Origin of the sequence: Yoonia maritima (assembly GCF_043641945.1) — a bacterium.
Classification (GTDB): Bacteria; Pseudomonadota; Alphaproteobacteria; order Rhodobacterales; family Rhodobacteraceae; genus Yoonia; species Yoonia maritima_B.
Genome location: NZ_JBHZRX010000001.1, coordinates 582,722 through 596,530 on the forward strand (window position 1 = coordinate 582,722; position 13,809 = coordinate 596,530).

Genomic DNA, 13,809 nt, shown 5'->3' on the forward strand with positions numbered 1-13,809 from the left:
ATGCTGGAAATCGAAAATCTGCACGCCTACTACGGCAAATCCCACGTGCTGCAAGGCGTGAACATGAACATCCAAGAGGGCGAGATTGTCGCGCTTTTGGGTCGCAACGGTGTTGGTCGTTCAACCACCTGCAAAACCGTGATCGGAGAAGTCACTCCGCATGGGTCTGTGCGTTTCAAAGGCACCGAAATTGCAGGCAAAAAAGCATTCGACATCGCCCGCCTAGGTCTTGGTTATGTTCCTGAAAACCGCGACATCTTTCCGGGGCTCACGACACGGCAAAACCTGATCCTTGGGTTAAAGCCGGGCCAAAAGGACGGATCGGGGCGTTGGTCTTTGCAGGACATGTTTGACATGTTCGAAAACCTGAATAATCGCGCTGATACCGAGGCCAGCGTCCTTTCCGGCGGCGAAAAGCAGATGCTAACCATGTGCCGTGCGCTAATGGGTGATCCTGACCTGATCATGATCGACGAACCCACCGAAGGGCTTGCCCCGCAGATGGTGCAAAAGGTCGCCGAAGTTCTGAAAGAAATTGCCAAGCGCGGTGTTTCGACACTCTTGGTGGAACAAAAGCTGGACATCGCGATGGATATTTCTGACCGCGTCTATGTGATGGGCCACGGGCGGGTCGTGTTCGAAGGCACACCGCAAGAATTGAAGGCGAATGACGCTGTGCGGAAAGAATGGCTTGAAGTCTAGGAAATAGCCCGGCGCACATACGCGCTGGGTTTGTTCATTTCGACTTGCGGAATATTCTGTTCAGCTTGCGCATACCGCCAATCCAGCGGTCATAGTTTTCAGACTTGTTACGAAAATACCCCAGCACCTCTGGATGCGGCAGAACAAGGAAGGTTTCTTCTTTGATCGCCTGCACGCAAGCCTCTGCCACGGGCTCTGGCTCTAGCAACCCATCCAGCGACGCGACGGATTGTTCATTGCCGCGTGTCATTTCTGACCGGACGGCCTGTGGGCATAGAACCGAAACACCGATGCCATCGTCGCCGTGGGTCAGGGCCAACCATTCGGCCAAACCAACAGCCGCATGTTTACTAACGCTATAGGGGGCCGCGCCGACTTGGCTTAATAGCCCCGCCGCTGACGCGGTATTCAGCAAATATCCACCTCCACGGGCGATCATCAATGGCACAAGATGACGTGCGGCCCAGACATGGGCCATGACGTTAATATCCCATATCCGCTGCCAGTCTTCATTTGCGGCCTCTGCACCGCCTTTGACCATGATCCCGGCATTCGAACAAAACAGATCAATCGGGCCGATGTTGGTTTCAACATCCGCGATAAGCTGCGCGATCTCTGCCTCGATGCCGACATTCACCTGATACGACACACCACCACAGGCGGCCGCAGTATCAGCGGCGCCTTCTGCGTTTAGATCGACACAGACAACGCATTTCGCTCCTTCAGCTGCAAACCGAAGCGCGAGCGCACGGCCAATCCCGCTGGCCGCACCCGTGACGACGGCAATCTTTCCGCTAATCTCCATGCGCTTACGCCCACATATTTGTGCCGCCACAGACCGTCAGGGCCTGCCCGGTCATATAGCTACTGGCATCAGAGGCGAGGAAAACGGCCAACCCTTTGAAATCCTCTGGTTCACCCAACCTGCGAAGCGGTATTTCGTTACGCGCCCGTTCAGCCGCTTCGGGATTGTCCCATAGTTCCTTGGCAAAATCGGTTTTGATCACACCGGGGCAAATCGCATTACAGCGGATTCCCTGGGGCCCAAATTCCAGCGCCAGATTACGAACCAACCCGATCAGCGCCAGCTTTGACATACCATAATGGCCAAGCATGGTGGATGGCTTGTAGGCCCCTACCGATGCAGTGAATATCATCGAGCCCCCGCCGTTGGCGATCATATCGGGGGCCAACAACTGCGCGAGCCAAAGGTTAGACTCCACATTGGCAGTCATGATCTTTTCATAAGCCGCATCAGGGATTTCAGAGGTCTTGCCGTAATACGGATTCACCCCTGCGTTCCCAATTACGATATCAACTGGGCCAAAGTCCGATTTGGTCTGGGCCACCAGCACCTCTAGCTGATCCTTGTAACCGACGTTGGCCGCGATCCCGGTGGCGCAATCCCTCCCAATTGCTGCGTTTATGCCTGAGGCGGCTTCATCCAGCTGATCTTGCTTGCGCGATGAAATCACCACACGCGCACCCTGCCCTGCCAGCGCAGTCGCCATCGCCAGCCCCATGCCCTTTGATGCACCCGTCAGCAGCGCGGTCTTTCCAGATAGATCAAACATGGCTTACCCCCCGTTTCGCGTGTTTGACGCCTGAAACGCCTTCACCTCGGCACGGGCAACCACTGCATGGTGAACCTCGTCCGGACCATCCGCGAAACGTAATGTCCTTTGGTTGGCATACATTTCAGGTAGTTCTGACCATTGAGACATGCCTGTCGCGCCGTGAATTTGGATGGTCTGATCAATGATCTGACACACTTTTTCGGGGACCATTGCCTTGATCATCGACACCCAAATGCGAGCCTCTTTGTTGCCAAGCGTATCCATCGCCTTCGCGGCCTTAAGAACCATCAGACGCATTGCTTCGATCTCGATCCGGGCGCGCGAAAGGGTTTCCATGTTTTTACCCAGATCGATCAATTTCTTGCCAAAGGCCTCTCGGCCAAGCCCACGAGACATGAACAGGTCCAGCGATTTTTCTGCCATGCCAATCGAACGCATACAGTGGTGAATACGGCCCGGCCCCAAGCGTAACTGGCTAATCTCAAACCCACAGCCTTCACCCATCAGGATGTTTTCCTTGGGAACACGGACGTTGTTCAATCGCAAATGCATATGGCCATGCGGCGCATGGTCGGCACCGAAAACGGTCATCGGGCCAACGATCTCTAATCCCGGCGTGTCCATTGGGACCAGAATTTGTGACTGCTGCCGGAATGTCTCTGCGTCGGGAGACGTTTTAACCATACAGATCATCACCTTGCAGCGCGTGTCGCCTGCCCCGGAAATATAATATTTCTCGCCGTTGATGACCCATTCATCGCCATCCAAAACCGCCGATGTCTGGATATTGCGCGCATCGGATGACGCATGTTGCGGTTCTGTCATGCCAAAACAGGACCGGATTTCACCGGCAAGCAGCGGCTTTAGCCATTTCTCTTTTTGCGCAGGCGTTCCGACGCGTTCTAACACTTCCATATTGCCCGTATCCGGCGCAGAGCAGTTTAGTGTCTGGGATGCCAACGGGTTCTTGCCCAGCTCAAACGCGATATAAGCGTAATCTAGGTTCGAAAGACCCTCGCCAGTTTCGGCGTTTGGCAGAAAGAAATTCCAAAGCCCTGCATCGCGCGCCTTTTGCTTTGCGCCTTCCAGCAGCTCGGTTTGACGCGGCGATAAAGACCACCGCGCCTCGCCCGTATTGGCAGCAGCATGAAATTCTTCTGTGATCGGGTCCACATTTTCTGCGATGTGCTTTGTCACGGCTGCCAGCAAAGGCTTGGCTTTGTCGGACATCTCAAGATTGTTCATCTCAAAGGGCGTATCGGTGTGTGCCATGCTTGCTCCTCGCGGCGTACTATTATGGGCGATGCAAAGAACCGGACACACGAACACGGCCAAGGACAGCCCAGAAAGCGCAACGCTTTTGGGCCAGACAGTTGTTTCCTCCCCGCGGCGCGACAAAGCGCCGTGCATCCGGCGCAGTACGCCCGACATGGATACCTTAGTCGGCAAGCAGCCATATGCCAATACCGCATAGCGGAATTATATTTCGCAGAAAAAACTACTTCCCAGTAAAGACCGGCGCTCGCTTCGCTAGAAATGCGGCCCGCCCTTCCGCAGCATCCGCACTTCGGCCCAACAACGGCTGCAACTGACGCTCGTATTCCAATGCAGCATCAACCTGCCACGCCAAGAAATCACGAATATAGGCGCGCGGCATTGGGGCCGCTTGCATCGCCGTGCGCGCCAACGACACGGCAAGATCAAGCGCAGCACCCGGTTCTGTCAAATGATCCACTAGGCCAATGGTCTCAGCGCGTGGCGCGTTCATCGGCACCGGGTTCAACATCATCTGTTGCGCGCGCCCCGCCCCTACACGTGCGGGCAAGGTCGCCAACATACCCATATCTGGGATCAAGCCAATCTTAGCAAAGCTAGCGATAAAGCGAGCATCCTCTGCGGCGACGATGGTCTCACACGCCAATGCAAGCGAAAACCCCGCGCCAGCCGCCCAGCCCTCGACCGCTGCGATAAGTGGTTTGGGAAAGCGGGTCATGCGGCTAGTCAAATCCTTCATGACCGAAAAACGGTCCCGCGATTGCGAAAAAGTTGATGCCCCCATTTCGCTGATATCTCCGCCCGCCGAAAAATGACCGCCGCCCCCAGTTAAGACCACTGCGCCTACGTCAGAATTACGCTGGCCCTCGGCCAAAGCAGCAGTAAGCATCATACGTGCTTTATGCCCCACCGGGTTCCGACGTGATGGGTCTGACATGGTCAACACCAGCACACCATCGTCCAGAGTTTGTTCGATCATCGCATCCACCTCTTTGTTCATTTTGACCCGGGTTTTCAGGATCAGGCTCCATTACTTCGGCAGCGGAAAAAATGATTCGAACTTGTTTCAGAGTCCAAGACCAGACCGTGGTTAGCCCCAGCCGATAGGCCGTAAACCGACACGATTTTACAACTGCGAAACTTAATTTCGCACAATTGTATCATTTGCGAAACTTAATTTCGCATTTTCATTGACACAGCCCATTCACTTGCAAAATCTTGTTGGCACGCACCGTGTCAGGTGCAACAGGGAGGAAAAAATGACGATAAAATCACAGACAACATTGTTCGGATTGACGGTCGCAGCCGGTACGCTTTGCGCCACCGCTGTAGCGGCTGGAACACCTGAACGTTCAGGGCAGTCCATCACGCCCATCTTTGAACGCGGTACTTACGGTGAGCTTAGCTTTTCAGCGGTCTCGCCCGATCTAACGGGTGAAACAGTAGGCGGTGATAGCATCAGCGATTTGGGCGACACCTATTTTGCCTTCGCAGGTGCCTTTAAGAAAGATATCAATGACAGTCTTTCCTTTGGCGTAGTCTTTGATCAGCCATGGGGGGCCAACATCACTTACAACGATGACGCCACAAATGGGGTCTTTACGGATGCAAATACCGAATGGAACAGCGCAGCGATCACAGCGCTCGGACGGTACAAGCTAGGAAACGGGTTCAGCATTCACGGCGGCATTCGTGCAGAGACACTTGAAATCGACGTCAACCTACCCGCCGCTGGTGCCGAAAACACAATCAAAGAAAGCACTGGCTTTGGGTACACCATAGGTGCGGCATATGAGATCCCGGCCAAGGCCGCACGGATTTCACTGACTTATCATTCCGCAGTTGAACACAAAGCAGACGTATCCTTTAACGACGCGGATGACGGTGAAACGACATTCGACATGCCAGAGTCGCTTAACCTCGAATTTCGGCATGCGGTATCACCGACAACGGTGATCTTCGGTAGCGCGCGTTATATCGATTGGACATCCTTGGACATCAATACAAACAGCTTTGGTGACCTTGTGGGCTATGCCGACGACACGCTTCAAACGTCCTTTGGCGTGGGGCGCGGCTTTAGCAAAGAATGGGCCGGCGCGATCACCGTCGATTATGAACCGCCCACTGACAGCCCAGTATCCGATCTGTCACCAACGGATGGGAAATTCGGCTTGGGTATTGGCGGGACCTATACAAGGGACCAGACTAAAATCTCTGGCTTGGTCAAAGTGCTGAGCAATGGCGACGCAGTCTCCAACGCGGGCAGCGCGTTCAACGACAACACTACACTTGCTGTAGGTTTCAAGATCGCGCGGACTTTCTGATCTGCTAGCAGTACAAAAACAACAAGGGGGCGCAGGTGTCCCCTTGTTCACTTGAACGCCTCAGTCCTTCGACTGCACAGAACCGTAGGATAACCGCTGCGTAGCGGCCAGAACACGCGGTCCATAGACCTCGATCAGTTCTGAAGGTTCCACAAGGAATGATGGCCCACCTACGTTTATACCAAACGTACGGTCTCCATTCAGTGAGAACACAGGCGCTGCGATACCGTTAACCTCTGGCAGCCAGCCTCCGAATGAAGTGCAGAAACCATATTCCGCATAGTCAGCTAAGCCCTGCTTCAAACCTTCGCGAATACGCCCCTCGTCGTCCGGGCGCTCTTTGATCGCAATCTCTAATAGCTCTTGGCGTTCATTCTCTGGCATCGTCGCTAAGATAACCCGCCCGATTGCGCTATGAAACAACGGCAGCCGCGCACCAATGTTATTGCTTAGAGACACCGCCTGCTGGCTGCGGCGCACAGCAGTATAAACGACAGACATCCGGAACCGTTCACCGAATGACGCTGTGAGATGTGGGTTAGGACCAGAGCACAGGTCGATCAGCTCATCGTTTGCACGGTCAGACATCTCGATCCCTGAGAGAACGCCAAACCCAAGCGCAAGAACACCGCCCCCAAGCCGATATGTCCCTGTGCGCTCAGAATACACGAGATACTCGAGTTTACATAAAGTGTGTGTCAGCCGCGAGATAGTCGGCTTTGGCAAACCCGTCCGCGTCGCAATCTCAAGGTTGGTCAGTGTCGTCTCATGTGGACGAAACGCACGCAGAATATCCAAACCGCGTGCAAGCGCTGAAACAAATTTCCTGTCATCATCACCGTCAATGTCGTTCAATTCTTCGTCCGCCATATCGTACCTAGTTCTCCAACTCGTATCAGAAGCACGTCCTGATAAGCCTCACCGCACATGTCTATGCGCCCGGACGAAAAACGCCAATTGGTTTATTCGAAATCCAAGGTTTTCAGCGGCCAGCGCTGCAAAGCTCTATCTCTCCACGCATGTCGCCGCGTGAACCAACTGGAATGACCGAACTTGCACAACAGCGCCCAATTGCATCCAACAGATGTCGCAGTTTGCCCGCCAATGCCTCGTTCCGTTATAAAACACACTTTGGAACGGCTAAATGGACCAGCGCCCTAACTGTGAACGGCTCTTAGCGATTTCAATGATTTGGGATGGTGCTGCGAGGGAGAATTGAACTCCCGACCTCGTCATTACCAATGACGCGCTCTACCACTGAGCTACCACAGCATCCGTGAGCCGGGGAATTAGACGCAAATGCGCGTTGGTGCAAGCCCTGACTGGACGCTTTTTGCACATATTGCTAACAGGGCTGTCATGAGCGACAAACAAACCAAGAGTAGTAAGGGCAAGACTGCCACAAGCCGCGAAGATCGGCTAAAGGCGGCGCTCAAGGCAAATATGGCCAAGCGTAAGGCGCAGGCACGTGCTCGCGCTGCGGGTAACGATAAAAAAGAGAAAGAGTAGGCAGGCATGGATTCGATTGTTGTCAAAGGCGGCAAACCCCTTAACGGAAAAATCCAGATCGCGGGGGCAAAGAACGCGGCGCTGACGCTGATGCCTGCAACCTTGCTGTCAGAGGAACCCCTGACGCTGACCAACGCGCCACGCCTGTCGGACATTAAGACAATGACAGCGCTTTTGCAGTCTTTGGGTGTTGAAGTCACATCCATGCAAGGTGGCAAAGTGCAGGTTCTGTCATCGCATGACATGACATCGACGACTGCTGACTATGAAATCGTGCGCAAGATGCGTGCCTCGAACCTTGTTCTTGGCCCCCTGCTCGCCCGTCATCATCAGGCTATTGTGTCCCTGCCCGGCGGCTGTGCGATTGGTGCGCGCCCAATGGATATTCACGTCACCGCCCTTGAGGCGATGGGCGCAGAGATTGAATTGAAAGACGGTTATCTGCATGCAGTGGCCAAAGGTGGCCTGAAAGGTGCGCGGGTTCCACTTCGCTTTGCATCCGTTGGGGCGACTGAAAACGTATTGATGGCGGCGACATTGGCCAAAGGCACGACCGTCATTGAAAACGCTGCGCGTGAGCCTGAAATCGTTGACCTTGCGCATTGCTTGCGTCGCATGGGCGCGCAGATCGAAGGTGAAGGAACCAGCACGATCACCATCCAAGGTGTCGATAGCCTTGGCGCAGCGACCCACCCTGTTGTGACTGACCGGATCGAGCTTGGCACATATATGCTGGCCCCTGTTTTTGCAGGTGGTGAGGTGGAATGCCTTGGTGGTCGTATGGATTTGGTCACATCCTTCGTTGAAAAACTGGACGCCGCTGGTGTTGAGGTGACGGAAACGCCCGATGGCCTAAAGGTGAAACGTCGCGGCGACCGTGCGAATGCCGTTGATGTCACAACCGAAGTGTTCCCCGGCTTCCCAACTGACCTTCAAGCGCAGATGATGGCGATGCTGTGTACAGCTGAAGGTACCTCTGTTCTTGAAGAGAAAATCTTTGAAAACCGCTTTATGCACGCCCCAGAACTGATCCGCATGGGCGCAAACATCGAAGTACACGGCGGCACTGCAACCGTTAACGGTGTTGAGCGCCTAAAAGGGGCCCGCGTCATGGCGACCGATTTGCGCGCCTCTGTTTCACTGATTCTTGCGGGCCTTGCTGCCGAAGGCGAAACTGTCGTCAGCCGCGTTTATCACCTTGATCGCGGCTACGAGCATGTCGAAGAAAAGCTGGGCGCAATTGGCGCACAAATTGAACGGGTATCTGAATCATGACCGAAGACGCACGTTTCGAAGATGGCAAAGAGGCTCCTCTACGCCTCAAAGCACTGGATGCCGACGACCTGACAGTGATCGCAGCACTGGTCCAAGACGCCGTATTCCCAGCGTCTGAAATGCGCTGGGATCGCAAGGCGCGTCGCTTTGCCTTGCTGCTGAACCGTTACCGTTGGGAGGATGCTGAAAATTCAGTGCGCCACGGCCACGAACGGGTCCAAGCTGTTCTCGCTTTCGAAGACGTGATGCGCGTCCAAAGCCAAGGGGTAGACAAATCCGATCCTGAGATGGTGTTTTCACTTCTGTCCATCAGCTTTACTCCCGGTGAAGATGGTGCAGGTCGTATTGAGCTAACGCTCGCGGGCGATGGCGCCATTGCGTTCGAGGTCGAAGCGCTTGAGGTTATCTTGCGTGATGTGACCCGCCCCTACGTCGCCCCGTCAGGCAAGGCACCAGCCCACCCAGAGTGATAGAATGGCGCATTGATGCGCGTCGCGCGGGCGGCTATGTCCTGCGTTGAAGGAGTGCCCTATGCCACAGTTTCTAAACACGTCTGATGCCGATTTCGAAAGCCGCTTTATCGCCCTGTTGGGCGCAAAGCGCGAAGACAGCCCAGATGTCGATCATATTGTGGCAGATATCATCGCTGACGTGCGCGCACGCGGCGATGCGGCGGTGTTGGAACTGACGGCCAAATTTGACCGCCTAGAACTTTCGCCTGAAACCATGCGGTTTTCTGCTGAGGAGATCGAAGCAGAATGCGCAAAGGTCAGTGACGCAGATCGCGAAGCGTTGGAATTGGCCGCAGAACGGATTCGCGCGTACCACGCCCGGCAAATGCCCGCAGACGATATGTGGACAGACGACACAGGCGCGACCTTGGGGTGGCGCTGGACCCCGGTCTCTGCGGCTGGTCTCTATGTGCCGGGCGGTTTGGCATCTTACCCGTCATCTGTCTTGATGAACGCGATCCCGGCAAAGGTTGCGGGCGTTGGTCGTTTGGCTATCGTCGTGCCAACACCGGACGGTGTAACCAACCCTTTGGTTCTGATGGCCGCAAAGATTGCTGGCGTTGACGAAATCTATCGTATTGGTGGGGCGCAGGCCGTTGCCGCGTTGGCCTATGGCACCGATACAATCGCGCCTGTTGATAAAATCACCGGGCCCGGCAACGCCTTTGTTGCAGCCGCCAAGCGCCGTGTCTTTGGTAAGGTCGGCATCGACATGATCGCTGGCCCCTCGGAAATCTTGGTGATCGCTGACAAAGACAACGATCCCGACTGGATCGCGCTCGACCTGCTAAGCCAAGCAGAGCACGACGAAAGCGCACAATCGCTGTTGATTACAGACGACGCTGATTTCGGTCAGGCCGTGGTAGCTGCAGTTGAAAAGCGGCTAGAAACGCTGGAACGCCGCGAAATTGCGGGTGCCAGCTGGCGCGATTTTGGTGCGGTGATTACTGTGGCGAACATGGACGAAGCCGTCGCCCTGTCAGATCGCATCGCGCCCGAACACCTAGAGCTATGTACAGCAGATGCTGAAAAATTGGCCGATCAGGTGACGCACGCTGGCGCGATCTTTATCGGGGGTTGGACACCCGAAGCGATTGGTGACTACATTGGGGGACCGAACCACGTTCTGCCCACGGCACGTTCTGCTCGTTTCTCAAGTGGATTATCCGTCATGGATTTCATCAAACGCACGACCCTATCACGCATGACCCCAGAAGCGTTGGCCGCAATTGGCCCAGCCGCCGAACGGCTCGCCAAATCCGAAAGCCTAGAGGCGCACGGGCTATCTGTTCGCGCGCGTTTGGATCGTCTGAATGCAGGTGAACCATGAGCAAAATCAGCCACATCACAATAGACGACAGCGGCCTGCCCGCGCCCACGCCCGAGATCGAACAAGAGCGCAAAGTCGCGATGTTTGATCTGCTTGAAGACAACAGCTTTGACTTACCCGCCCGCGAAGGCCGCGAAGTGCCGCCGGGGCCGTATCGGCTTGGCCTGTCTATTCGCGAACGCCGCCTTGTGTTTGATATCCAAACCGACGACGAAAGCCCGGCAGGCGAATTTCACCTTTCGTTGGGCCCGTTTCGCCAAGTCGTCAAAGATTACTTTCAAATCTGTGAAAGTTATTTCGACGCGGTCAAAACACTGCCTCCGAGCCAGATCGAAACCATCGATATGGCGCGGCGTGGCATTCACAACGAAGGTGCACGTGTCCTGCAAGAACGCCTAGAAGGCAAAGCCGAAGTCGACACAGACACCGCCCGCCGCCTATTCACCCTCATTTGCGTTCTTCATTTTGGTGGCTGAATTGGTGGACGGCGACAAATTCGAGCCTCTACCGCAGTCCGTTCTGTTTTGCTGCGACTATAATTCCGTGCGGTCGCCCATGGCCGAAGGAATCATGAAAAGCCTTTTTGGCAAAGACTGTTACATCCAGTCAGTCGGCGTAAAGAACGACCTTGAAATCGACGGTTTCGCCGTCGCCGTCTGCGCCGAAATCGGGGTCGAACTATCGCGACACCGGTCCCGCACATTCGACGAAATGGAAGAATGGGGCGACGATCTGTCTTCGTTTGATCTTGTCCTCGCGCTGTCACCCGCAAGCCAACGCCGCGCGCTTGATTTGACCCAGTTTTATCACATCGAAGTCGAATACTGGCCAATTCTAGACCCAACGGGCATTGGCGATGACCGCGAGGCACGGCTTGAAATGTACCGTCAGGCACGCGACCAAATCAAAGACCGACTGATCAAACGCTGGGGTCCGGGCAAGGTCAAAGCCGCTTCTAGCGCTTAAATTGATCTAAATTTAACATCAAAACCGTCACATTCGTGGCGTCGCGCTGATTAGGCCTTGAAAATTGATGGTTTCGGGCGCATTTAGGCGCCGTCCGCCAAGTTCGGCGGAGGTGAAACACAGGAGATCACATGGCCAAGGAAGAACTGCTCGAATTCCCAGGTGTCGTGAAAGAACTTCTGCCAAACGCGACGTTTCGGGTCGAGCTGGAAAACGGCCATGAGATCATCGCGCATACGGCAGGTAAGATGCGCAAAAACCGCATCCGGGTTCTGGCTGGCGACAAAGTCCAAGTCGAGATGACACCCTACGATCTGACTAAAGGTCGGATCAACTATCGCTTTAAATAAGGCGAAACGCATGTTTCGCCCACTGCGGGTCGGCGTTTTGCCTTTGGGCGAAACGCGGCCGCCGCTTAGCAACAGCGAAACGGCAACCCAATGACGACGCTCCCCCCTCTTCAAGACCTTCAGCTTGTGCTTGGATCCGGTTCGCCACGGCGGCTCGAACTGTTAGCGCAGCTAGGCGTAACGCCCATCGCGATTCGCCCACCCGATATTGACGAAGACCCTCACAAAGCTGAACTGCCGCGCGATTACGTAAACCGGATCGCTGCTGAAAAGGTTGCTGCCGTTGTTGCAGGCGAAGGCGAGGTCGTGCTTTGCGCAGATACCACCGTCGCATTGGGCCGGCGTATCATGGGGAAACCCAGCGATACGGGCGAAGCCGCTGCATTTCTTTACGCGCTTTCTGGCCGTCGGCACAAAGTCATCACATCGGTCGCCGTCAAACGCGGCGATCAGATCTGGCAAAAAGACGTCCAAAGCACCGTCACGATGAAGCAGCTATCAGATGCCGAAGTGAACGCCTATCTAGCAAGCGGCGACTGGCAAGGCAAAGCAGGCGGATACGCCATCCAAGGCCCAGCAGGCGCATTCATCCCCTGGGTCAACGGATCCTACACAGGGATCGTCGGCCTACCGTTAACAGAGACCGCCGGACTTTTGACCGCTGCAGGTTTCCCACTTTATAAAGGTGACACATGAAGGGTCGCTCAATCATTCTTGACCACATTGGCGATATCGAAGTCGCCGCATATCTGGTCGATGGCAAGCTCGACGATCTGCTGATCGACGACGTTGACGCCCCACGCCCCGGCGCAATTTACCGTGGCATCTGCGACCGCCCTATCAAGGGCCAAGGCGGGATGATGTTGCGCCTACCTGACGGCGAAACCGCATTTTTACGCGCGGGCAAAGGCCTGCGTCCCGGCCAACCACTGCTGATCCAAGTGACCGGATACAGTGAAGGCGGCAAAGCAATTCCAGTGACTGACCGCGTACTTTTCAAAAGCCGCTACGCGATTGTCACCCCGGGCAAGCCCGGCCTGAACATCTCGCGTCAAATCACAGACGAAGACACACGCGACAACCTATTGGCCATCGCGCATGAAGTCTTTGACAGCGAACATGGCTTAATCCTGCGGTCATCATGCGAAGCCGCGGATGAGGCTGAAATTGCCGAAGACATCGTTGCGATGCTATCGCTTGCAGACGCTGTCCTAGGTGACGCGGAAGGCACCACCCCCGAGGCACTGACCGAAGGCGATGGACCGCACACAATCGCATGGCGCGAATGGTCCAGCGTAGCAAACGTCGTGACCGACGCAGGTAGCTTCGAAACACACGGCGTACTCGATCAGCTCGCAGCACTAGAAGGCCCGATGGTGCCATTGGGCGAAGGCACGATGTACGTCGAGCCAACGCGCGCCCTTGTCGCAGTTGACGTCAACACCGGCAATGACACATCGCCAGCCGCTGCGCTTAAGGCAAACCTTGCCGCCGCCCGCGCCCTGCCCCGTGCACTACGACTGCGCGGACTTGCCGGACAAGTCAGCGTAGATTTCGTTTCGATGTCCAAGGCGCACCGCAAACAGCTTGAGCAATCGCTACGCGCCGCTTTCAAGAACGACCCAATCGAAACCTCGCTCGTCGGCTGGACCCCGATGGGGCTGTTTGAACTACAGCGAAAACGCGAACGCGCGCCGTTCCCCAAACAACTCTTTGCGAACCTCTAATGGCCTGTCCGATCTGCAAAAAACCAACAGAGACAGCGTTTAGACCCTTTTGTTCTAAGCGCTGTGCAGACATCGATCTGGCCAAATGGTTTAGCGGCAGTTACGCGATTCCAGCCGCCGATCCCGAGGATACAGAAGAGTTGGAAAACGAACTTCGCGCCGCCGAGGAAAAGAAACCGCACTAACTGTGCATTTAACCCAACTTCCCTCTGGACACCCCCCGCCACCGCGTCTAAAACGCCGCTACCCAAGGGGATGCACT

At 55.3% G+C, this 13,809-nt stretch carries 17 protein-coding genes and 1 tRNA gene; 12 read left to right on the top strand and 6 right to left on the bottom strand.

Annotated elements, in window-relative coordinates; all coding sequences use genetic code 11:
• Positions 1-702, top strand: a complete 702-nt coding sequence (locus tag ACHUEV_RS02985) for an ABC transporter ATP-binding protein (RefSeq protein ID WP_394177574.1) — start codon at positions 1-3, stop codon at positions 700-702.
• 34 nt (positions 703-736) lie between these two features.
• On the opposite strand, the gene ACHUEV_RS02990 is transcribed toward ACHUEV_RS02985, so the two are convergent.
• The 4 genes from ACHUEV_RS02990 to ACHUEV_RS03005 form a co-directional block, all read right to left on the bottom strand.
• Positions 737-1,507: an SDR family oxidoreductase gene (locus ACHUEV_RS02990; RefSeq protein ID WP_394177575.1), complete on the bottom strand. Its 771-nt coding sequence runs from the start codon at positions 1,505-1,507 to the stop codon at positions 737-739.
• Positions 1,508-1,511: 4 nt separating this feature from the next.
• Entirely contained in the window at positions 1,512-2,276 is a 765-nt protein-coding gene (locus ACHUEV_RS02995; RefSeq protein ID WP_394177576.1) for an SDR family NAD(P)-dependent oxidoreductase, read from the bottom strand.
• A 3-nt stretch (positions 2,277-2,279) separates the two neighbouring features.
• Positions 2,280-3,524, bottom strand: a complete 1,245-nt coding sequence (locus ACHUEV_RS03000; protein WP_394177691.1) for an acyl-CoA dehydrogenase family protein — start codon at positions 3,522-3,524, stop codon at positions 2,280-2,282.
• A 253-nt stretch (positions 3,525-3,777) separates the two neighbouring features.
• Positions 3,778-4,533: an enoyl-CoA hydratase/isomerase family protein gene (locus ACHUEV_RS03005; protein WP_394177577.1), complete on the bottom strand. Its 756-nt coding sequence runs from the start codon at positions 4,531-4,533 to the stop codon at positions 3,778-3,780.
• Positions 4,534-4,813: 280 nt separating this feature from the next.
• Here ACHUEV_RS03005 and ACHUEV_RS03010 point away from each other — a divergent pair, with 280 nt between their 5' ends.
• Entirely contained in the window at positions 4,814-5,878 is a 1,065-nt protein-coding gene (locus ACHUEV_RS03010) for an OmpP1/FadL family transporter (protein WP_394177578.1), read from the top strand.
• Between the two features lie 60 nt (positions 5,879-5,938).
• Here ACHUEV_RS03010 and ACHUEV_RS03015 read toward each other — a convergent pair whose 3' ends face one another.
• Complete coding sequence (locus tag ACHUEV_RS03015) at positions 5,939-6,748, bottom strand: IclR family transcriptional regulator (RefSeq protein WP_394177579.1); 810 nt, start codon at positions 6,746-6,748, stop codon at positions 5,939-5,941.
• A 327-nt stretch (positions 6,749-7,075) separates the two neighbouring features.
• A tRNA-Thr gene (locus tag ACHUEV_RS03020) sits at positions 7,076-7,150 on the bottom strand.
• 87 nt (positions 7,151-7,237) lie between these two features.
• Between ACHUEV_RS03020 and ACHUEV_RS03025 the strand changes: the two genes are divergently transcribed.
• The 10 genes from ACHUEV_RS03025 to ACHUEV_RS03070 all read left to right on the top strand — a co-directional run bounded on the left by ACHUEV_RS03025 (position 7,238) and on the right by ACHUEV_RS03070 (position 13,732).
• On the top strand, positions 7,238-7,387 hold the full coding sequence (locus ACHUEV_RS03025) for a hypothetical protein (protein ID WP_204353891.1): 150 nt from the start codon (positions 7,238-7,240) through the stop codon (positions 7,385-7,387).
• Between the two features lie 6 nt (positions 7,388-7,393).
• Positions 7,394-8,662, top strand: a complete 1,269-nt coding sequence (gene murA, locus ACHUEV_RS03030; protein ID WP_394177580.1) for a UDP-N-acetylglucosamine 1-carboxyvinyltransferase — start codon at positions 7,394-7,396, stop codon at positions 8,660-8,662.
• Positions 8,659-9,132: a DUF2948 family protein gene (locus ACHUEV_RS03035; protein ID WP_394177581.1), complete on the top strand. Its 474-nt coding sequence runs from the start codon at positions 8,659-8,661 to the stop codon at positions 9,130-9,132. Before murA ends, ACHUEV_RS03035 begins: the two co-directional genes overlap by 4 nt.
• A gap of 61 nt (positions 9,133-9,193) precedes the next feature.
• Complete coding sequence (gene hisD, locus ACHUEV_RS03040) at positions 9,194-10,504, top strand: histidinol dehydrogenase (protein WP_394177582.1); 1,311 nt, start codon at positions 9,194-9,196, stop codon at positions 10,502-10,504.
• On the top strand, positions 10,501-10,980 hold the full coding sequence (locus tag ACHUEV_RS03045) for a UPF0262 family protein (RefSeq protein WP_394177583.1): 480 nt from the start codon (positions 10,501-10,503) through the stop codon (positions 10,978-10,980). Before hisD ends, ACHUEV_RS03045 begins: the two co-directional genes overlap by 4 nt.
• A gap of 1 nt (position 10,981) precedes the next feature.
• A complete protein-coding gene (locus tag ACHUEV_RS03050; protein WP_394177584.1) occupies positions 10,982-11,470 on the top strand; it encodes an arsenate-mycothiol transferase ArsC in 489 nt (162 codons plus the stop codon).
• Positions 11,471-11,601: 131 nt separating this feature from the next.
• Positions 11,602-11,820: a translation initiation factor IF-1 gene (gene infA, locus ACHUEV_RS03055; RefSeq protein WP_007205486.1), complete on the top strand. Its 219-nt coding sequence runs from the start codon at positions 11,602-11,604 to the stop codon at positions 11,818-11,820.
• A gap of 90 nt (positions 11,821-11,910) precedes the next feature.
• On the top strand, positions 11,911-12,516 hold the full coding sequence (locus ACHUEV_RS03060) for a Maf family protein (RefSeq protein WP_394177585.1): 606 nt from the start codon (positions 11,911-11,913) through the stop codon (positions 12,514-12,516).
• On the top strand, positions 12,513-13,547 hold the full coding sequence (locus ACHUEV_RS03065) for a ribonuclease E/G (RefSeq protein WP_106356608.1): 1,035 nt from the start codon (positions 12,513-12,515) through the stop codon (positions 13,545-13,547). The genes ACHUEV_RS03060 and ACHUEV_RS03065 overlap by 4 nt, the downstream gene beginning before the upstream one ends.
• Positions 13,547-13,732, top strand: coding sequence for a DNA gyrase inhibitor YacG (locus ACHUEV_RS03070; protein WP_106356607.1), 186 nt, complete (start codon positions 13,547-13,549; stop codon positions 13,730-13,732). Before ACHUEV_RS03065 ends, ACHUEV_RS03070 begins: the two co-directional genes overlap by 1 nt.
• Positions 13,733-13,809 lie beyond the last annotated feature (77 nt).